At 36.7% G+C, this 20,205-nt stretch carries 13 protein-coding genes and 1 pseudogene; 3 read left to right on the top strand and 11 right to left on the bottom strand.

Features of this window, described 5'->3' with window-relative positions:
* Positions 1–30: 30 nt before the first annotated feature.
* The 3 genes from NSED_RS08540 to NSED_RS08550 all read right to left on the bottom strand — a co-directional run bounded on the left by NSED_RS08540 (position 31) and on the right by NSED_RS08550 (position 10,041).
* Positions 31–3,783 carry a S8 family serine peptidase gene (locus NSED_RS08540; protein ID WP_016940185.1) on the bottom strand — a complete coding sequence of 1,251 codons (3,753 nt, stop codon included), beginning with the start codon at positions 3,781–3,783 and terminating at the stop codon, positions 31–33.
* Between the two features lie 76 nt (positions 3,784–3,859).
* The gene (locus tag NSED_RS08545; protein WP_156800704.1) at positions 3,860–4,792 is read right to left on the bottom strand and encodes a methyl-accepting chemotaxis protein; all 933 of its coding nucleotides are present in this window, start codon (positions 4,790–4,792) and stop codon (positions 3,860–3,862) included.
* Positions 4,793–4,938: 146 nt separating this feature from the next.
* A complete protein-coding gene (locus NSED_RS08550; protein WP_014965859.1) occupies positions 4,939–10,041 on the bottom strand; it encodes a hypothetical protein in 5,103 nt (1,700 codons plus the stop codon).
* Positions 10,042–10,320: 279 nt separating this feature from the next.
* Here NSED_RS08550 and NSED_RS08560 point away from each other — a divergent pair.
* Positions 10,321–11,225, top strand: a pseudogene (locus NSED_RS08560) (NAD-dependent epimerase/dehydratase family protein).
* Here NSED_RS08560 and NSED_RS08565 read toward each other — a convergent pair.
* Entirely contained in the window at positions 11,206–12,081 is an 876-nt protein-coding gene (locus NSED_RS08565) for a glycosyltransferase family 2 protein (RefSeq protein WP_014965862.1), read from the bottom strand. The pseudogene NSED_RS08560 and the gene NSED_RS08565 overlap by 20 nt on opposite strands.
* Before the next feature lie 111 nt (positions 12,082–12,192).
* Here NSED_RS08565 and NSED_RS08570 point away from each other — a divergent pair, with 111 nt between their 5' ends.
* Entirely contained in the window at positions 12,193–12,708 is a 516-nt protein-coding gene (locus NSED_RS08570; protein ID WP_014965863.1) for a stage II sporulation protein M, read from the top strand.
* Between the two features lie 19 nt (positions 12,709–12,727).
* Here the strand turns inward: NSED_RS08570 and NSED_RS11025 are convergent, their stop codons facing one another.
* Genes NSED_RS11025 through NSED_RS08585 form a run of 4 tightly spaced genes read right to left on the bottom strand, consistent with a single transcriptional unit; the run spans position 12,728 to position 14,746 of the window.
* Positions 12,728–12,859: a hypothetical protein gene (locus NSED_RS11025; RefSeq protein ID WP_016940183.1), complete on the bottom strand. Its 132-nt coding sequence runs from the start codon at positions 12,857–12,859 to the stop codon at positions 12,728–12,730.
* A 34-nt stretch (positions 12,860–12,893) separates the two neighbouring features.
* Complete coding sequence (locus NSED_RS08575) at positions 12,894–13,235, bottom strand: P-II family nitrogen regulator (protein WP_014965864.1); 342 nt, start codon at positions 13,233–13,235, stop codon at positions 12,894–12,896.
* 52 nt (positions 13,236–13,287) lie between these two features.
* Positions 13,288–14,091 carry a helix-turn-helix transcriptional regulator gene (locus tag NSED_RS08580; protein ID WP_016940182.1) on the bottom strand — a complete coding sequence of 268 codons (804 nt, stop codon included), beginning with the start codon at positions 14,089–14,091 and terminating at the stop codon, positions 13,288–13,290.
* 40 nt (positions 14,092–14,131) lie between these two features.
* Positions 14,132–14,746, bottom strand: coding sequence for an adenylate/guanylate cyclase domain-containing protein (locus NSED_RS08585; protein ID WP_014965866.1), 615 nt, complete (start codon positions 14,744–14,746; stop codon positions 14,132–14,134).
* A gap of 376 nt (positions 14,747–15,122) precedes the next feature.
* On the opposite strand from NSED_RS08585, the gene NSED_RS08590 reads away from it, so the two are divergent.
* Complete coding sequence (locus NSED_RS08590) at positions 15,123–15,683, top strand: hypothetical protein (RefSeq protein ID WP_014965867.1); 561 nt, start codon at positions 15,123–15,125, stop codon at positions 15,681–15,683.
* A gap of 1 nt (position 15,684) precedes the next feature.
* On the opposite strand, the gene NSED_RS08595 is transcribed toward NSED_RS08590, so the two are convergent.
* From NSED_RS08595 to NSED_RS08605, 3 genes are all read right to left on the bottom strand, one after another.
* A complete protein-coding gene (locus NSED_RS08595; protein WP_014965868.1) occupies positions 15,685–17,124 on the bottom strand; it encodes a nucleotidyl cyclase domain-containing protein in 1,440 nt (479 codons plus the stop codon).
* A gap of 84 nt (positions 17,125–17,208) precedes the next feature.
* A complete protein-coding gene (locus NSED_RS08600) occupies positions 17,209–18,315 on the bottom strand; it encodes a hypothetical protein (RefSeq protein ID WP_232212353.1) in 1,107 nt (368 codons plus the stop codon).
* Entirely contained in the window at positions 18,308–20,134 is a 1,827-nt protein-coding gene (locus NSED_RS08605) for a hypothetical protein (RefSeq protein WP_014965870.1), read from the bottom strand. The genes NSED_RS08600 and NSED_RS08605 overlap by 8 nt, the downstream gene beginning before the upstream one ends.
* Positions 20,135–20,205: the final 71 nt, after the last annotated feature.

The raw sequence follows: 20,205 nt of genomic DNA on the forward strand, positions 1-20,205 counted from the left end.
CTCGGCAAATTGCTTATAAACCTTGTTCAGTTATTTAGGAGGTTTTTGTCTAAGGATAAAAATTACAACAATTCCGATCGCAATTCCAATAATTATGCCAATTCCAATACCAAGACTGAATGTAGGTTCAGAGATTGTATTTTCTGTTTCCTTAGATAGAGTAATTGTTTTAGGTTGTATTTCTGAACCATTATTTGAATTACTTGGAATAAATTCAGTTTCCACAGATCGTTCATCCTCTAATATTATTTCAGGCGAAATGTTTGAAAATTTAGCTACAAGTGTAATTGGTTCAGTAGTTGATGAACCACCAAACAAAGTTGAATGTGTCAAAAGTGTGTATGTTCCTGTTTGATTAATTGGGACATAGAGAACTGTTGATGTTTCATCTTTGTTTTTTACTGGGAAAAATCCACCACCTTGACTAAAGATAGAATTACCAAGCCAATCAAGTGAGGCCCATCCAAGAAAATGCCCAAAGACACCAGAGGGAACATTTGTTTGTACTATTTGTCCAGAAGGATCCATTACAAATACAGACAGATTCGTATCATTGCTTATCCAAGAAAGTTCTATAGCAGCAGAATTAATGGATTCATTTTGAATGTCAAAATAATATTGTCTCCAATCACCAGCCATGTAACGGTTGACCATATCAAATGCGCCTTTAGTGTACCCGTTTCCATAAAGTACATCATCACTTTGAATACCTTTAATCAAAATCACAGAATCATTTTCTATTACAGGTTGTTTGATTACAAAAGATACAGGGGCATTTACGACATGTCTATCACTTTGAAAAGTTAAAAATCCTTGATACACACCTGTTTTGAAATCATTTGGGGTAACCAATGTCACGTCAACTGTTGATGATGTTTTTGGGGGAATTGAAATCGTTTCAGATTCGAGCCAAAGTAAAGACCATTTTTCTTTTTCGTAATGACTAGCAGATATGGTATAATCCATCGAGGTAGAATTTTGTTTTGTATCACCAAGCCAATAAGAATATCTTGTTGGTACAGGATAAACTCCAACTAAAGGTATGCCTTCAAATTTTTCATCAGGTTCTGAAACCCTAAGTTCTTGAACAGTTCCCCAAGAACCAGCTCTATTAATCATAGATAATTCATTGCTAGTAATTTTTGTATCATTATTGTTATCAATCCAATCATATAGGTAGAGAGATGCAATTTTAAGATCATCGGCATAAACATCCGAAGTATTATTCATGAAATCATCGAATTGGAAATTTGCATTCAATATCATTAATGACGATTTATCAGGAATTGGATCATCTTCGTCAAAGAATGTTACAAGTTCGGTAGAATTGCCAAATTCAGACAGTTTAACATAGTTTGGAGCAAAAGTGCCAGTCTTGTTTAAAATTGAATCTTGTTGTTGTACAATTGTTGTTCCGTTAAGATGTGTCTTTGACATTAATGATAAAGTTTGAGGCTTTATGCTAATTGTAAGATAATCATCAGTTGGATTTTCAACAGTAAAAGTCGTGGTGCTTCTTTCCCCTGGAAGTAGTTGTCCTGCAAACCAACTTGTCATAGGAAATGAGTGTGAAGAAAGTTGAAACTTTTCAAATCCAATTGATGTTGAATTAATCTTTTTGATTGCAGGTTCAAGAACTTTTTTGATGTTATCATATGAACCGTTGTTGTAAACTATGAAAACTCCATTTTCCCCATTAACATAATCTAAAGCAGATTTAGTATTTACTAATCCAGATCCTTGAGTCATAGGATCATTATGCAGATCAGTTGCAGTAGACATGAGAATATTTTTGATCAGAAATGAATCATAGTCTTTTGATTGTTTTTTCATTTCTTCAATTAAAATTGCTGCACTTCCAGATACAAGAGGAGCAGCCATACTAGTACCGCCAAACAATGAGAAAGATTCAACTTTGGAATCTTTGTTGACTTTTAAAACATTTGAAGGTACAAATCCGTGAGCACCGATACTCATTATATCGGGTTTCGGATCTCCAATTGAACTAGGGCCTCTGCTTGAAAAATCAACGACATTGTTAGAATGAATAGTTGTATTTCCAAATCTGGGTTGATCTTTGAAAGGACCATATCCAACAAAGACATTGTTTGTCGTTGCTCCTACTGCAATTCCAAATGGTGATGCATTTGGTAAGCCTATTGTTCCATAACCATGACCGGAATTTCCTGCACTTGAAATTATTGTTACTCCAGGATAATCATCATCTAATGAATTGGGTGTAACCAATAAGCTCAAAATCAATGATAGGATATCCATTCCAGGCGAGGTACTGAAACTAGGAAAGTTTGACACTCCCCAGCTGTTTGAAATAATATCAACTCTAGGTTTTCCTGAAAATTTCCAATTGTGATCTTCATTTTCAAATCCCGCAGTCCATAACCAACCATATACAGTATCACCAAACCATAATGCCTTTACTGGCACAATCTTTGCATCAGGGGCCACACCAGTGATGGAATATTTTTTGGAATTGTTGTAAATATCATAAGTTTCTTGACCGCGAGAAGTAATTGATGCTGCACTAGATGTTCCATGTCCCATAAAATCAGTCATCAAACCAAAAAATTCACCATCAGAATCTAAAGCAGGCAAAAGAGTTCCATTGATTGCTTTGAGAGTATCAATGACATCAGTAGAATTTTTTTCAATCACACCATAAACATCAAGAACTTGAGCGCCAAATGTTCCTGCACTATAATCATTTTTCCCATCACCATTTGAATCATAAACAAGGAATTCTTTTCCACTCCCTAAAACAATTGGTTTTTCATCAGTAAAATCAAAATCGTAGTTTGGCTTTTTTCCAGATTCCAAATCAAATCTTGTGTAATCCTCCCAAGAAGTACTAAGATCAGGAATGATTGTATCATATACGCCAGGTGTGAAAGAGTCAACAACTAGAACTGGTACCACTTGAATTCGAGCAAACGGTCCACTCAATCCTCCTTGATATATCACTCCAAGATGATAAATTCCACTTTTTGATTTGATATAATTTCTATTATCATCGCCAATTTTCATATCATTTGATAACGTACCATTAAAAATTACTGAAGTTCCCATCTGTGGGAAAAATGAATTGTATATTGGTATGTCACTGCCTTTACCACCTTGAGATACATCAAGGAATACTCCATCACGCGTAACATATGCAGATGAGGTCATGTGAGATGGAATCGGTTTGCTATAATTTCGTATAATTTCATTTTTGTCAATATATGCAAAAAAGGTTGCATTTGTCAATACAATTCCTTGGCCATCAGGATCTAGCATCATGGGGTGATTAATTTCATCTCGTGCAAGTGAATGCTGTATGTCTGGGTTTGAGAAATCAACTCCAGTATCTACAATAGCAATTACAGTTCCATTTCCTGTTGAATTATAATTTGTTTTAGCTAAATTTGATCCTGTTATCTCACCAATCCTAGAAACATCTTTAATTTGATCATTTAAAGAATGAAAATCCAGTTTGAAATCCTCAACAACATAATATCCTTGTGAAACCAGATTAGATGCTGAAGTTTCAGAAAGAAGCGCAACAGAAAAGAATCCACTATCAGATTGAATTCCATGAATTGAATTCGATTTTAAAAAATCATTTTGTTCTAGATTGTTTCCAAAAATCAAATATCTTTTAAAATTATTTTCAACGAAAAAATCTGGATTTATTTGTATAATATCTGAATCAAAAGTTAGTTTGTTTTCAGAAGTTACAATATTGTCGATATCACCAGAAACAAACGCATGTGAATTTGTTATCATGGGAGAAAAAAGCAATATTAAAAAGAAGATAGCCGCTTTGGGCATTGATTAATTTTTTATTCTTATCTTATTATAACTATCTTCTTCTAGCAAGAATTGCAATTTGTAGTGCAACAATCAATCCTATTGATGCAATAATTGGCAGTAACAATGCGTTGAGTTGGGCAGAAGATTCGCTGATGGATTTTGCAGATAGTGCAAAAGTTCCTATGTTTTCATCGATTTGACTACTTGCATATTTCAGAGTTGTGTCAAATCCTTTAATTTCAGATTTTAGAACATCTAGTTGACTAGATGTTTCATCCAAAACTGAATTCAGATTTACTATTTGATCTGAGATCCCTCCAAGATCTTGGCTTAGAACATTTGTAGCGGCTGAACCATGAGAGGTAGTTCCTTGGCTAAACGCAACTACATGAAATACATGTGTTCCCTCTTCTATTGGAGTATAATCTACATAATACAATCCCTGATGAAGTGTTTTAAATGAATTAGTTAATGTCACAGATATTCCAGATGGAAGATGAACATGTGTTGTACCTAATAATTCACGTGGTTCATTTCCTACTAAAAGCCCATCACTAGTTGTTTGAACAAATACTCTGATTGGTTGATTAATTGCTGCAGTTTCTGGAGCAAAAACCAAAGTATTGACATTTCTTTCTACAGGGACATCAAGTAGTTCTGTTGTAGATGAAAACTTTACATCAATTTTTTGAGATAAACCATTTTGTTCTGTACTGATTAATTCAACAGTATATGTCCCATATGGAAAATTAGTCGAAGGTTCAGGCCATGTTAACAATCCATAATTAAAAGAACCATCTTCATTAGTTGTTATTTGATCAAATTTTGCAATCGATTCATCAGGAGCAAAAATTCGAATAATTAGATTTTCCTCAGGCAATCCTTTCCCGTAAACTTGCAGAGTGTGTTCAGGAGAGTATACTTTGCTATTTGTAAATAGTTCAAGTTCTGCAAATGAATTTGGTGCAGCCATTAGCATCATTACAAAAAAAAGAGAAAGTAAAATTTTAAACTTCAATTTGATTTATCCTCAATCTTCTCCTAGATATTGCTTGTGAAAAAATTGTGCATAACTTACGTTAAGTGAGATTCAAAAAAAGAAAAAAAGGATAATTTGAACTAGTTATCTTACTTTACAGTTATTGTTGTACTGACTGGTGGTGATAATGCCGTTGGATTATCTACTGATTCCCATACAAATGCAGTTGCTGTGTAGCTACCACTTTGTGTTGGAATCCATGATAATGCCGGGCTGAATGATTGACCAGCAGATAGTGAACCTGTAATCCATGCTAGTGAGACTGTAACACCGTTACCATCCTGGATCTGTACCAAGTATGCGAATGGTTGCTCTCTATCCTGACCATTTGCTAAGTCAGCGCTGATTTGTACCTGTTGGTCAACGGAGACAGTATCTAAACTGTTACCGAATGCATCAACGGTTCTCAAGTTAGCAGCTGGTGCTCTCTCGAGAGGTGGTACTACAGTGCCGATTAGTGAAGTGGCAGTAATATCAAGTTCATCTGCAGTTGTGTACGGATCTGGTAGTGTATTGTCCTCATATTCTGCGGTGACAGTGTCACCTTCTGCGACTCTGAGTCTGTGACCAGAAGATTCGTCAGTAGTTGTGAAGAACACAGTACCCTCGAATATTCCGGTTGCCTCATTAGTCTCAGTTACAGTAAGGTCAATACCTCCGGCATCGGAGTCAGACCACACATCGACATCGAAGTTGTCGACTGCTTCTGGATCTAAGTTCATGTCTGGATCAATTACTCTTACAACACCTGTTCCGCTAGCTGGATAGCTTGCTTCAAGCCATTGAACTTCACCAATATTCCATCTAATCAATGATGAACCAACTACAGTTTCATCCTCTGAGAATTCAAAGGAGACTGTAAGTCCGTCATCATCGTCAGTTTGTAGGTATCCATCAGTTGGGCCGGAGCCGTCTGCTGATGTTCTTGGGTTAGTATCAGAACCATCTTTGCCATCTGCATCGTGAGCAAATCCTGTTAGGATTACTTCACCTGTGAAGATGCCGGTATCGGTACCAGTTTCGACGAGTTTGTAGTTGTCAATATTGAATCCTCTGGTTGAGACCTTTATTGGGTCTAAATCAGTGTCTCCAATTGAGTCAACTAGGTCACTGTCAAAGTTGTGATCTGGTGCGACAATGGTAATGTATACTTTATCAGTCCATGTGTAGACTTTTTGGTCAAGCTCTACAGTTGCTCCAAAGTTAGAAGTGAATATTGTCAAGTTGACATCTTCATCTTCGTTACCTACATAATCAGCTCCTGATGGACCCCAATCCGTATACTCGAGGATAATTTCTTCTCCTCTTTCAAGGTTATCATTAGCTAATACTTTAGGAATTTCGATAACAATCTGGAAGATTCCAGTAGAGTCACCTGTTTCTCTAAAGTTTGTTGGCTGTGGATCAAATGCTCCTGCTTCACCGCCAGCGTCACCCATGGTGACGGTTGCGGCATCAGAGTCCCATTCAATCAAGTCCAAGTCATATGTCTCAGCCTGATCATTGTCCAAATCTAAGTCTGGTTCAATGAGGGTCAAGATCATATCGGATCCGATAATGTAGACAGATTTGTCAGATTGCAATACACCGTTTCTTAGATCGAAGGTAGCAGAGTCTGTAACAGTGTTAACATCACCTGAAGCATCAGCTGGATCAGTGTATTCTACTTGGAGAATATCTCCTTGTAGGATACAATAATCTGTACCTGCTGCTGGGGCGACGCTAAATCTGTTAAGAACATCAGTGCCTGCTGTGCCGTCAATTGATACAAAGTTATCTGTATCTGGGCATGTGGCACTTGCTGGACCATCAGTATATCTAATGAGTATATCAGATTCAAATATTCCTGCATCTGGTGCGATTTCATCCATTGGACCAAACTGTCTTGCAGATGCTGAATCGCTGTTACCAACGGTTATAGTACCTGCGCTTGAGCTTGGACCGCCTGCATATCCTAGTATGACAGTTGAAGCACCTCTAATTACAGAGAGCTTAACTGGACCTACTGAAGGTGTGCCTGCTTTATTTTGTGCAATGGAATCTTCACCACTTGCGGAAACATCAAAGTCTGGATCGTTAACTCTAACGTGGACAGTTAAGCCACCTTTATTCAAGAATTCACCTGATTGAAGACCTGCTGTTGAATCCATTCCAGTTTGGTGGATTGGGAATACAGATCTTCCAGTTGGTGAATTGTTGGTATTGGTGTCATATCTATCTGGAATACCAAATGGTACCGGATAGACTGTTCTGTCAAGACTTACTGATCCTGTGTTTGCACGAACTCCTGCGGAGTCGCCAACTTCGATAATTTCACCAGATGCATCTCTAAAGTCAACATAGTCGACTTCAATGTCAAGTCCAGTTACGGACTCGGATGTAGATGTTGTGGATCTACAAAATGCAGATGGGATTTGGAAGTCACCAATGAATACACCAGTTTCTGTACCGGTTTCAACTAGAGTAAATCCAGTTGCGGCAAGACCAGTATCAACACCTGCATCTAATGTACAGGTGCCTCCTACATTGGCAGCGGTCCAAAGTACGTTATCGAATGAGACATCTAGTAATCTACCTAGTTGATCACCATCAGATAGTGCGAAGGATGTACCACCATTAGCAATGGTTGCACTTCCTACGACGTCTCTATTGGCGTCACCAACGGTGGAGACTACGGTATAGATATCAATAAGATCAGAGTCTACGTTAAGGTCAGCGTCTTGTATTGTAATTGTAACTGTGTCAGCATTCTTGTATGAATCTAGATCGAATGAAACAATTCCTGAATGAGATGGAGCTTCTTGTTGATCAGCAATTTGTGTTGATACACCATCAGCACCTAAGTCAAGATAATTGACTCTTGGAGAGTCTTCATCTGTTAGGTCTTCAATCACGATGAAACTTGGGTCATCTGCAATTGTAGAAAGGCCGAGGTATGTATTTTCATCAAATATGTTTAGCTGATTGACCATGACATACTCCAAGCTACCTTCAAAGGTGCTTGTGTTATCACCGGTCTCTTCGGCTTCAATTCTGATGATTTGGTTAGCGATTCTTTCAGTGCTTTCCAATCCATCATTTGTGAAACCAAAGTTGAAGAAGTCAGCAACTATTGGATTATCAGTATCATCTAGTGTAACGGTAGAGTTTGCTTGAATCAACAAACCAATTTTTTGGGCTGTTGCAGCATTAGTTGTTGTACCATTAAAGATGTATGATTGAATAGTTGCATTGTTCAAACTGATCAAACCTGATTGTGCATTTACATCATTTGCAAGTTGTATTGCATTGATGGTTGCAGTCTTGTTTACCAAACCAGTAGCAGTGATGATATCACTAGTACTGTTCAACAAGTAGACATCAAATGTACCAGTAGAGAAACTTCTAACATCTAAGTTAAGGAAGTTAAAGTTATGGTTAGCAGTTAATGTTGGATCGCTGATTGTTTGATGTAATTCATCTAAGGTTGTTCGGAGATCGATAACAATTGAGTCAACAGTACTTGTACTGGTTGTGCTTAGGATTGCTCTCTGGCTGAATTTTTGTACAGCAATAGTTGCAGTACCATTATCACCAGTTATGGCAGCTAATGCACCAGGAGATCCTGTTAGACCAGCGAAGTTTGTATAGACAGCTTTTGCTGCAGTTTGTGCGATTGTACCATCACCTGCTTCACCAATTGTAAATGGATCACCAGTTCTAAGAGCTGGGATCAAATCTACAGATGGATCGTTTAGGTCAAGGTCTTCATCTGCTCTACTGTTTTTGTTAGCATCACTATCTACGAGGACTACTGGAATCTCTTCACCAGAGTTCCATTCGTCATCGGTTGGTTGCATGTCAATTGTACCGAATCCAAATCCTACAAGTATGGTAACTGGGCTTTCGTTGTAATCAAGAGAAGCAGACTTGCCTCTTGGGGCAGTTTCTGCTATCTTGAGTGCGGATACATCTCCCTCATCATAAGTTCCGAATACGCCACTGTTTGGTCCTTGTTCAGTAACGGTGATTGGTAAAGAACCTGCTGCAATGCCGTTTGTAAAGGCTGTAGCTGGGTTTTCTGTATCACCCTGTATTACTGAATCGCCATTATCCTGAATGGTAATGACTGAAGTTCCAGTGTTTTGTGTATCGGCATTTAGTAAGAGAACACAATTATCTTCACACATCAAGGCTGATAATGATGATGAAATGTCGATGACACCACCAGCGGTACCGTCACCTGCAAGTCCACCATTCTCATCAAATACTTGATAGAATGTGGTAGAGTTTGTGCTAGATGCACCCCATGTCCATGAGTCCTCATCTGTTGGGTCAATGTTGAGCCAAAGATCGGTAATCGTGGCATGAACTTGTGAACCTTGTGGATATACTGCTCTATCTAAACTTGCACTTGCAAAGTTGTCAACAGTATCAAAAGTGAGTGTTGTTGATTGTGCACCACCACCTTTGTTGTACTGTACGACAACGTTACCTGTTGGGTTTAGATTGTATAGTTGAACGAATGGCCAATATGAAGAATCTGCACCGATTTGTCCACCGATGGTACCTTCCACTGATGTACTGAGTTCAGTAGTAGCGGGGTTACCAGCAGTGTTTGTATTCAGTAATTTTGCTTCTCTAACTACGTTGATGTTAGCGTTTGCACCACCAGTTGTACCATCGGTACATGCGGTAGTGATTACGCCACCAGTTGAAACGCCGTTAGAACCATCAGCTGGGGAAGTACCTGTGGTACTATCAATTGGTACTGCAACACCTGATGTTTGATCAAGTGTAATACCAACGATATTTCCAGCTGTAGTTGCGGAACAAAATCTACCAAAGTCGAGACCTTGGTCTGCAACTGTGGTTGTAGAGTCAGCGATTAAAGCCATGTTTCTATCTGCAAAGTATCCATACCAGTTACCGTCTACTGCTTGTACCATTCTCAGGTCTTTGCCGTTTACGGTAACATCTGGTTCACCCTTAGCCTGATCAGTGTCATTGATATCGCTATCAATGATTACGACCTCAATTACTTGAGGTCCTGACATATAGTTATCAAACTGAGAGTTTTCTGCGGAAACAAATAGGTTAGCGTTGGCTGCAAATGCTGGTTCCATTCCTGGAATTGCAAATGTCAGTCCACCGGCTAACATAATTGTCATTAATGTAAGACTAGTTATTTTACGTCCTATTTCGTTATTCATGTTATTGGCTTTTTTCGATAAAATTCGTATTTAAGCCTAATGGACGAATTGTCCACAATTAGGGTTATTTTTGTATATTTTTCATGCCTATGTAATAATTCATGTAATTTTTTGATCGCATGATGTAATTTTTACATTATTTGGATAATTTTACACCATTACAAACTAAATTTATCATCTTTTTGAGATTATATGGTAATTATTTTAAAGTTTTACTCATTTTTGCTATGAGTAATCGCAATAGAAAGCAAGATAATTGCACACTGTACCAAAAATTCATTGAAGATTCTAGTTACTGGGGGTGCAGGATTCATTGGGAGACATTTAGTGGAATTTTTGTTACAAAAGCATACAGTCTTAATCTATGATAATTTGTCGACAAGTTCAAAGTCTGATGCAGATATTCTAGAAAAAAAAGGTGCAGAGTTTTTGCAAGGAGATATTTTAGATGCTGAATCCTTGTGTGAGTTTTCAAAAGGAGTAGATTGTATGATTCATCTTGCTGCAATTTCTGATGTAAACGAGTCTGTGAAAGATCCAGAGACTGCAAAAAATGTAAACGTTGATGGAACTGCAAATGTTTTATCATGCTGTGTTGCAAACAAAATAAAAAAATAATCTTTGCATCATCTGCTGCAGTATATGGAGATTCCAAAGTAATTCCAGTTAAAGAGAATGGTGAAACCAAACCGCAATCATCGTATGGTCAAAGCAAGCTTGACGCAGAAAAAATAATTGCACAAACATGTAAGGATAACAATATCAATTACGTCATACTTCGAATGTTTAATGTGTATGGCAAGGGGCAAAATGATCAGTATGCAGGAGTAATAACTAAATTTCTCAGAAATATCATAGATGACAAACCTCTGATAATTTACGGTGACGGAGAACAGACAAGGGACTTTGTATCAATTAATGACGTGGTAAATGCGTTTGATTGTGCAATAAGATCTGAAAAAAATGGAACATACAACATTGCGGGGGGAGAATCACTGTCAATTAATTCTCTTGCAGAGGTTATGCTTGATGTGTTTGGAAAAAAATTAGAAATAATACACAAAGAGATGCAGAAAGGCGATATAAGACACAGTGTTGCAGATGTTTCATTTGCTGCAAGTGAACTGGGATTTTCTGCTACAAGAAAATTAAAAGATGAGCTGTCTAGTATCTATCACGAATGAGATTTGCCATCGAAAACAAAATTATCGAAGTGACAGACAGTATTGCACCAAGCAAAAACATTACAACTGATCCCAACAATGAACCATAAAAGACAGCTTGTTTATTCAGATATGCATCTAAAAATATTCCACCAATAATAATTCCTGCAATGATTAGTGCAACTCCTGGAATTCCGTAAAATTTCAGGGGATGTTTTATTGAGATGTATTTTATGGTATTTGCAAGAACTGATAGTCCATGGGAGAGTGGATTGTGCTCTGAGGTGTCACCCTCATAAGAGATAGTAATTGGAATCTCAGCTAGGGATAATCCCTTGTTTGATATTTTTAACAGTATTTCAGTTGATACTGCCATTCCTTCTTCTGTTGGATGAATTGCATCGATTGCATCTTTGGAGTATGCTCTGAATCCTGATTGAGAGTCTGTTACTTTGAGATCTGCGCCATAGTTTGCAGCAGACGTTATAATCTTGATTCCCCTTTGCCTATACCCTGGAGCTTCAGTGTTTTGGTTTAGAAATCTTGAACCAATTACCACATCAACATTATGTTGAGTTATGGTGTTTAGTAATAGCGGGATCTGGTCAGGATTGTGCTGTCCATCACCATCTAAAGTAATCATAGTTTCTGCATTGTTGTTTCTTGCATATTCAAATAGTGAAATAATGGCAGCACCATATCCTTTGTTTGTTTTGTGCGAAATTACTACAGCCCCTGCCTTTTTTGCTATTTTTGCAGTGTTATCAGTAGATCCATCATCACATACTATTACAGAATCCACATGATTCATTGCAGACTTTACTAAAAATTCAATGTGGGATTCCTCATTATATGCGGGGATGCAAGCAAGTTTCAATGTGATTCTATGTGAGAATAGGATATGTAAATAGTTAGTTTTTCAGACAGTTGTTTTTGCAGCATCTATAATTTTCAATACCCTCAAATAAGATTATCAATTCATTACAGCGTGTTAAAAATTAGAATAATCCTATTTTTTGTTTTTTTGGGATTGTTTTCAGTTTCCTTTCAAGTCGGAGCTATGTATGATATTAGTGATGAGGAAGCAAATGAGTTTGTACAGGAATTTCTGTCAAACACTAATGCGATAGATGGAATTGGAATATTTCTAAACAATATGACTGCAGCCCTTCCGATGTTTATTCCAGGGTTTGGAATGTTTTGGGGGGCATACACTGCATGGTCTACAGGATTTGGCTTTGCAGCAATTCTGAACATGGCGCCAGGACTTGCAGACATGGTGCCGCTTTCAGTTCTGTATCTTTCATCTTTTGGTTTTATGGAGCTTGTTGCTTACTCGATTGCAATGTCACGTAGTCTTTATGTGATTTTGGCTTTGATCAAAAGAACAAATATGAAATCTTTGGTAAAACTAAGTGCAATAGAAATAGGAATTGTAACTGCAATGTTGCTATCTGCAGGATTCTTGGAAGAATATATGATTAATTCCACACAGGGCATATAGATAGAGAGATGTTTTAAGATCAATCCTCATCATTTTGAGGATTTACATATTGTTGGTAAATATAATGCCAGGCATCCATGTTAATTTCTTCTAAATGTTCTTGGATGATTTTACCTTTTTCTGCAGGTTCATCGTCATAAAGATTTGACATAAAATATTATACTCATACTTTTAATTAAGTAAGATCATGTTTGAGAAGCATTTTTTCCAGTACTGATTTTTATGACATCTTTTACATCATAGATGAAGATTTTTCCATCACCTGAATTTCCAGTATATGCATTTGCCACAATTGAACTCGTAATTTTGTTAACTTCTTCTTCAATACAAACAATTTCCAACTTCATTTTGGGTACAAGATCATCAGACATGTAATCATCTGTATTTCCACCTTCTCTCAAAAGTCCTACTTGTTCTCCTCGTCCTCTTACTTCATATGCAGTGAGTCCGCGGATCCCCAGTTTTGTAAGTTTTGTCTTTACTTCTTGGAATTTTGTTTCACGAATAATAGCCTCTATTTTCTTCATATATGATAAACACCAGTGAAAGATAAAAATGATTTTTCTGTTTTTAAATTTGTTAGTTTTTTTCTAATTTTCTTTCCATAAATGGCTGGGCATTATACCATGAATAATTAAAGTAATCAAAACACCACTGATGAAATGATGGATCTTCGCTGGTAAACGCATATCCTGCATCTAATTTTCCGTCAATATCTGGAAATATCAGACATGCCTGTTTTTCATTTAATATTACTGCTGCAGTGATATTTTTTGTCATCATTCTTTGAATATCTCCACTATCAATGTATTTTTTGAATTTTTTTAGTATGTCACCTCTTGAATCTGAAACCATAGCATTTTCATAAAATATTGACTTTACTTTGATTCCTTGGGATAGTTTATCAAGGATTGGATTTACAAAGTCATCAAAGTATGGCACATCATACAATATGTTGTAGATATATTCTTGAGAATTTTTGTAGATATTCTTCCAATACTCAAACACATTAACATAGCTTGAGACAAGCTTGCACTCAAATAATTCTCCAAATCTTGAGATAAATTTTTGAGGAAGTGAGTTAATCGGATGGCCAAGAAAGTATTTTTTATTTTTTATTATAAATGCCAAATTTGGTGCAATACCTAGTATCATCTGCCCCAAAGTGGTTAAAATAAAATGGCCATTAGAATTCTTTATTATAAATCCAGATTTTTCCAATCTCTCCAGATTTCTATGTACTTCAGGTGTTGTTGCATCAAGTTTTTTTGCCAGCTCTGATAGTCTGTATTCCTTTTCGTTGATTAATTGAATAATTTTTAGTCTCTGCTCACTTGACACTTCTAAGAAATACTTTGCATAGTCTTCCATCCTCTGAGTCATGATTCCTATTCTAGGAAAGTAATACTAAACTGTTTGTGGTTTATTTTACAGAGTACACAGAATAATCATGTTTTAGGGCTGATCCAAAAACTGACACATCACTTAATTTGTAGTTTTTAGATTTTTTGACTAATTGATACAAGTCTCCTCCAATTACAAGTTGGTTTGGTTTTGCCAAGTGGTTAATCTTTGCACACAAGTTTACAGTTGGTCCAAAGATATCCCTGCAGGAAGATGTAGCATATTTTGCAATCATTATAGGACCATAATCTAAGCTGACCCTGTATTGTATTGCAGGGATTTTTCTTTTCTTAAAGATGTTGTTTATCATATCAACTGCCTCCAAGATTTTTTTCCCACATTGTATTGGAACATTGTTATCTGAAATAGCAGACTTGGGGAAATAAAACAAGATTCCATCTCCCATGTTTTTAACAACTTTGCCACCGTTGCTTTCAATGATGTATCCTACAGAATTTAGAAACACCGAATAGAATGTGCAGGATTGTTCTTTTGATAGTCTTGCTATGGTTTTTGTTGAATTTACCACATCTACAATTCCAACACAGTAATTTTGAGATACTTCCTCAAATGAGATCATGTTGTTTTCATGATCAGGTATCTCAAAATCGTCTGTCTCTTGTCTTAACATCATGATATTCTATTGGCAATATAGAAGATAACTGGTAGTTAGCTATTCAGCTAATTTTCTAACATTCCTGCTAGTGGTATCTTAAGTATCAAAATTGACTATAACAGTCATGAAGCGACAGAGCATAAGATGTGAGAGTTGTGAGAAACATTCAGCGGTGTTGTTCTGGGATGTTCGATATAGCGGATATAGAGGAATGTGTATGGAGTGTAAGGGGAATTGGCCGGAATCATGATGACTAAAAATGGAGAACATATTCAGAGGCATTTTGAGGAAATTTCAGAAGATCTTTTAGAATCAAATAACATCAGAGATTAGTCATTTATGAAGTTACTTTTAAAATACAAAAAGTATATCCGCATCAGTTCTAATTATTAGTGTGATAGACCTTGAAGTTCTTACAGTAATTGGTAGTCTTGGAACTGCAATTGCGACAATAGTTTTAGTTATTCTTTTGTGGAAAACAATTCAGCAGTTTGAAACAACTGCAAAGCTTAGTGCAGTTCAGATGGAGTTTAGATTCAGACCTTGGATTGGGCCTGTAAACAGTATAAAGGCAATGGGGGAAGCTAATGGTAAAAACCAGTTTGATGTATCAATGAAAAACTATGGGGAATTGCCTACTACGCATCTTAAAGCATCATTTAAGATGAATACTGAAATTATGACCAAGGACGTGTTTAAGACTAAAAATGTTGAAGAGTTTGATCTAGGACCAATGCTTCCAAACATGGAAAAACATTACTGGTTTTTCATAGACTGTGATTTAATTAAAAAAGCACAAGAGGGCAAAATCAAAATTTTCACAGCACTATATTTTGAATATCCTCTTACTCAAGGGACAAGCGGATATGGAATGATCAGTGAATATGTACCAAAAATCAATGGCTTTATCCACAAAGAAATGTGGGTTGAAGTGGGCAAAAGTTTAGAAAAATAGATTACCAGTCAAATCTGTATGCATCAAATGCCTTTAGATTTTTTCCTTGCCATGTAATTTGCGTGGCATCCTTCAAATATTTCATTGTGGCAGGAGGTTCTGCATTCCACTTGTATCCAAGCTCTGCATCTACCTTTAATGCTTGATTTTTGATTTCAATTCCACTTGGTATACTAAACTTGTATGTGAATGATTTGCAATCAGTTGGGACCTTGTAAAAGAACATACGTTCTGGCTCCTCCCAATCATATTCTATTGTAACGAATCTTTTTCGCTGTCTTGGCTTGATTGGCTTTTTTAGTTTGACGCTAAACTCTTTGTGTGTTGGCTTGTTTTCAGTAAGGCTGAGAATATCTGCCTCCAATCCTGCTTCATCATAGACTCGTACGTTCATATCAGCAAAGTCCTTTGGAGAATCCCCATCAATATAGTAAAATATCTGGTCTTTTGGAGAATCAGACTGGTTTATGAGATTCCATCTCCATAAATGATGTGTTAGCATGGTCTTGGGATCTAGGACATCAAGGGAAATATCTATCTCATTGAACAAAAACGCAGTCTTTGATTTTAATGTCTGCTCAAAGGTTTCAGATTTTTGAGTGATCTTTTTCTTTTTGGGAGTGATCTTTTCGCCAAATCCCTCGCCATAAATGTTAAAGATGTTTAGCTGTTCTCCGTGCTTTATAGAATAATCACCAATGGGATGCATGATCTCTTTGTATTCAGGAGATAATACCCTTACATCTTCGGCAAATCTTGATGAGCAGAAAATATTTTGATCTCCTGCCAAGTCCATTACACGTCTTGTGAGAATAATTCCAGGACCCCAAACATTGTCCTGTCCGTTGAGATCTTTGATTATGTATACAGGTCCGATATCAATTCCTATTCGAAGCAGCACCTTGTCATCTTTTCTTTTCTTTGCTTTGTTGTACTCATTTAGAATTTTGTGCAATTGAATCGATAGTCTTAACGGATATTCTGGGCTGTCGGAGAATCCAATTGCCATTCCGTCTCCAGTAGGCAAAATAACAGTGGAATTTGGATCCCTGTTTTGAAAAATTTCAGTTCTCTCAATTAATTCATTTAAAACTACAACTTTTCTTGCCTGCTCCTTTGTAGGAATTGTAGGATTTGATCCTGCGACTATATCGGTGAAGAACCAGAAAAATGTTCGTGTAAATGCATTGATATCTCCAATATCGTCAATGTCATGGCCCTTTAGTGAATCAAGCAAATGATCTAAAAAGTCATCAGGACAAGAGTTTAGAATCTGAAAGCTGCCCATGGATAGTTTTATTGGAATTTTAAGTGACTTTTTCTTGATTTGTTTTTTTATCCACTCTTTTGTTTTATGTGACTCTTCCATCAGTGATAAAATCTCTGCCTCTTTTGTTATTCTCTCTAGTTTCTTAGATATGGAAGAATCTGCTTTTTGCACACTATGCTAAGAACTGTTTGCTTTTTCAAGATTTCTATTTGAAAAATTAATAATTCAATAAAATGATAAAATAATCACTTGAGATTATTCATCTAGTGAATGCTCACGTATTATTCCTCTATCTTTTAGATACTTTACGCTACGGACAAACTCCTCATCTGTAATTTTGTCATCTGTCCAATATTTGGCAGTATTTTTGAACCAGTAGGGCAGTCCTGTAAAGTCAGTTTGCTGAAATGCCTGATCTTCAATCTTCATCTTTTCTCTTACCTTCTCCATTACATCCTGTTTGTTTTCATCAGAGCCATCAGCTAAAAGAACATCCTCCCAAGTCACAACATCCTTTGCAATTGGGCCGTCTTTGAATAGTACATTGTGTTTTGCGTCATTGTATTGCTGGTTTTGTATGGCAAGCAATCCCAAGGCATTGGAGTAATCACCTTCTGAAATCTTGCCCACAGTCCACCATTGTGTCATTACCTTGCCTAACTCTAGCAATGGTTTTGATATTTCTACATGATTGTTTTTGATTTCACTAATTCCAATTGCATCCTCATATGGAGGCATTACAGAAAAAGAGTATGCCATATGATCCACGTACAGTTTTGTAAATACAGATTCACATGAATCATCATAGTCAGATCTGCACTCATCATACTTGTCATCGTACTTGTGTACCAGATCTTCTATAACATGAATATCAAATTCTAGAAAATACAAAACAAAGTGAGATATTTCGTGTGTTAGAATCCATACTGGATCAGAATAGTAAAAGTTTGGGCAATCACAAAGGATTATGGCATTGTTGAATTTTTTATCTTCTCCTGAATGCATGAATAGTCCGCCCATCTTTTCAGAATGTAGTTCTACCTCACCTACATTTTTGGAATATACTAGTACTAGCAAATCCAAATCATCGGGCATCTCATACATTGCATCGTATCTGTTTTGATTGATACATAGTGGATCATACTTTGTATTATCAAACTGATATAGTGCAAGATATTTTTCTGTGATTGTGTCATATTTTACCATAGATTGGTAATCATAATTGCTACAGACACTAGTGTCAGTCACATATACTAGCTGCCATTTTGTATCTTCAGAGAAATGTGTTGCAAAGGAATCATTGAAGGCAAATGCTCCAAAAGCTAAAATTGCAATGACACTTAGAATGATAATATTATTCAATGTAAACCACCCCATTAGTAATTAGCCACTCCATTGCCTTTACAAAGTCATCATCAGATATTTGATTTTCTGCCCACCATCCTGCATTGTTTTTAATCCAGTCTGGAATTTCAGTTACTGATGAATTGACCGAACCTGTGTTTGGAACATACATGATTCCATTGTTAATCATATACTGAATTCCTGCTACAAATGCCTCATCATCAATTTGCTCATCAACCCACCATCCTGCATTGTTTTTTACCCACTTTGGAATGGTCTGTACAGTTAATTCCTCTACTTGAATCTCTTCAGTATCTTGTGGGACTAGAATGATTTCAGGCTGTGCAGATTCTACCTTAATTGCATCTAGGATATGTGTGTCACCTGAGCGAAGGTGTGAGTCCCACATTCGTGTAATGATATGGCTGGTGTCCATTTCTTTTGCAAAGGTCAACTCAACTGTGATGAATTTTTTGACAGAATCTTCTTCTTCTGTTACTGTAATTTTAGCATCAGAGAAGAATCCTTGAGGATCAATTATCTGCAAGTCCTTTCCATCATTGTAAAGAATCTGTGTGTCACTTTCTGGAATAGAGTCATCTATGCCCCTAAGATTTGTGTACATTGAAAAGTGCTGTACCTTGTCATCAGTATATACAGTAAACTTTAGTGTAACTGGCGTGTCTGTTTCAAGTGTTTGAGTTTGAAGTGTATTTGAGAATCCTCCCAAGACAAAGCCCTGATCATTAATCACTAGAGGCAAGTCAAATTCCTCAAAGGAATCAGGATTCATTGGAAGTAATGGGGTGTATTGATCATGGCTAATTACCATTTGCTGTATTTCTTCTGGAACATCAATTACGGGATTGGTAATCAAGTTAGCTAGTGATGATTGTGGTGAACCTCCACCCCCACCGCTAGTAAGGCCTGCAAGTGCATTAACTACAAGTCCGGGAGAGACAAGTCCCCCGCCTCCGCCTCCAGAGCATCCGCTATCAACACCTAAAACATATTCGCCTTGATAATCAGTTATTCCAACCCAGCCACCAGGATCAAGAATTCCAAGACCTGTCAAACTTCCAGTATCTCCAGAATTTTTACTTTCTATAGTTTTATCTCCAGTATTAATGAAATTGTTATCACCTCCAGTAAATGGAAGTGTTATTCTTTCAAACTGTTGTCCTGATGCTTTGTAATACATTCCCAGATCAAACGCAGTATTTCCTGCAACAACTCCTGTAAAGTTAGCATTTGCATATGATAAAATGATATTAGGTTGTACACCTAACGTGCCAGTTATTTTTAGCGCTCCAGTTACAGGATAGAAACATGTGGCATCTGCTTCACCGTCTGTAACAATTGAATCGCTAAATGTCAAGTCACCAGTAAAACCAGTTGGTATGTCGATTTGTGCTCTTATTGCATTCTTTGGATCTGGAGTATAATCAACTGATGGTGCAGTATTTCCCACAGTAAAAGTGCCGGTAAATATTCCTGTATCAGTTCCAGTTTCAGTCAAAGTAAGGGAGCTTGCACTTATTATAGCTGTTGTAAAATCAATCACTCCAGAAGTTACATTTGCATTTGCATCAGTAACAGTAACGGTTCCAGTTTCTCCTGGACGATAATTTGTTTTATCTAAGTATAAAATTGGATCAGATACATCATCTGCAGTTCCTTGATTAGTTATAGTTCTAAAGTTAATAGTATCAGGTGATGAGATTCCTTCATGTGTTGCTGATGTTGCAAAACTATCAGTTACTTGAAGAAATGAAAATGATGATAAGATTAAGATTGAAAGTAGAACAGTTTGGGAACGGATTAATATTTTATTCATATCTTAATATGAGACATAATTCCTATAATAGATTTTATATCACTTTTAGCTATATTCTTAGGAATCAAGAT

The sequence above is a fragment of the Candidatus Nitrosopumilus sediminis genome, assembly GCF_000299395.1.
GTDB classification, from domain to species: domain Archaea; phylum Thermoproteota; class Nitrososphaeria; order Nitrososphaerales; family Nitrosopumilaceae; genus Nitrosopumilus; species Nitrosopumilus sediminis.

What these genes read in the sequence shown, in the direction of transcription:
- NSED_RS08585 (WP_014965866.1), bottom strand. Translation starts at nt 14,746, where the DNA reads ATGATGTTAAGACAAGAGACAGACGATTTTGAGATACCTGATCATGAA.
- NSED_RS08550 (WP_014965859.1), bottom strand. Translation starts at nt 10,041, where the DNA reads ATGAATAACGAAATAGGACGTAAAATAACTAGTCTTACATTAATGACA.
- NSED_RS11025 (WP_016940183.1), bottom strand. Translation starts at nt 12,859, where the DNA reads ATGTCAAATCTTTATGACGATGAACCTGCAGAAAAAGGTAAAATCATC.
- NSED_RS08605 (WP_014965870.1), bottom strand. Translation starts at nt 20,134, where the DNA reads ATGAATAAAATATTAATCCGTTCCCAAACTGTTCTACTTTCAATCTTA.
- NSED_RS08540 (WP_016940185.1), bottom strand. Translation starts at nt 3,783, where the DNA reads ATGATAACAAATTCACATGCGTTTGTTTCTGGTGATATCGACAATATT.
- NSED_RS08545 (WP_156800704.1), bottom strand. Translation starts at nt 4,792, where the DNA reads ATGATGCTAATGGCTGCACCAAATTCATTTGCAGAACTTGAACTATTT.
- NSED_RS08580 (WP_016940182.1), bottom strand. Translation starts at nt 14,091, where the DNA reads ATGACTCAGAGGATGGAAGACTATGCAAAGTATTTCTTAGAAGTGTCA.
- NSED_RS08575 (WP_014965864.1), bottom strand. Translation starts at nt 13,235, where the DNA reads ATGAAGAAAATAGAGGCTATTATTCGTGAAACAAAATTCCAAGAAGTA.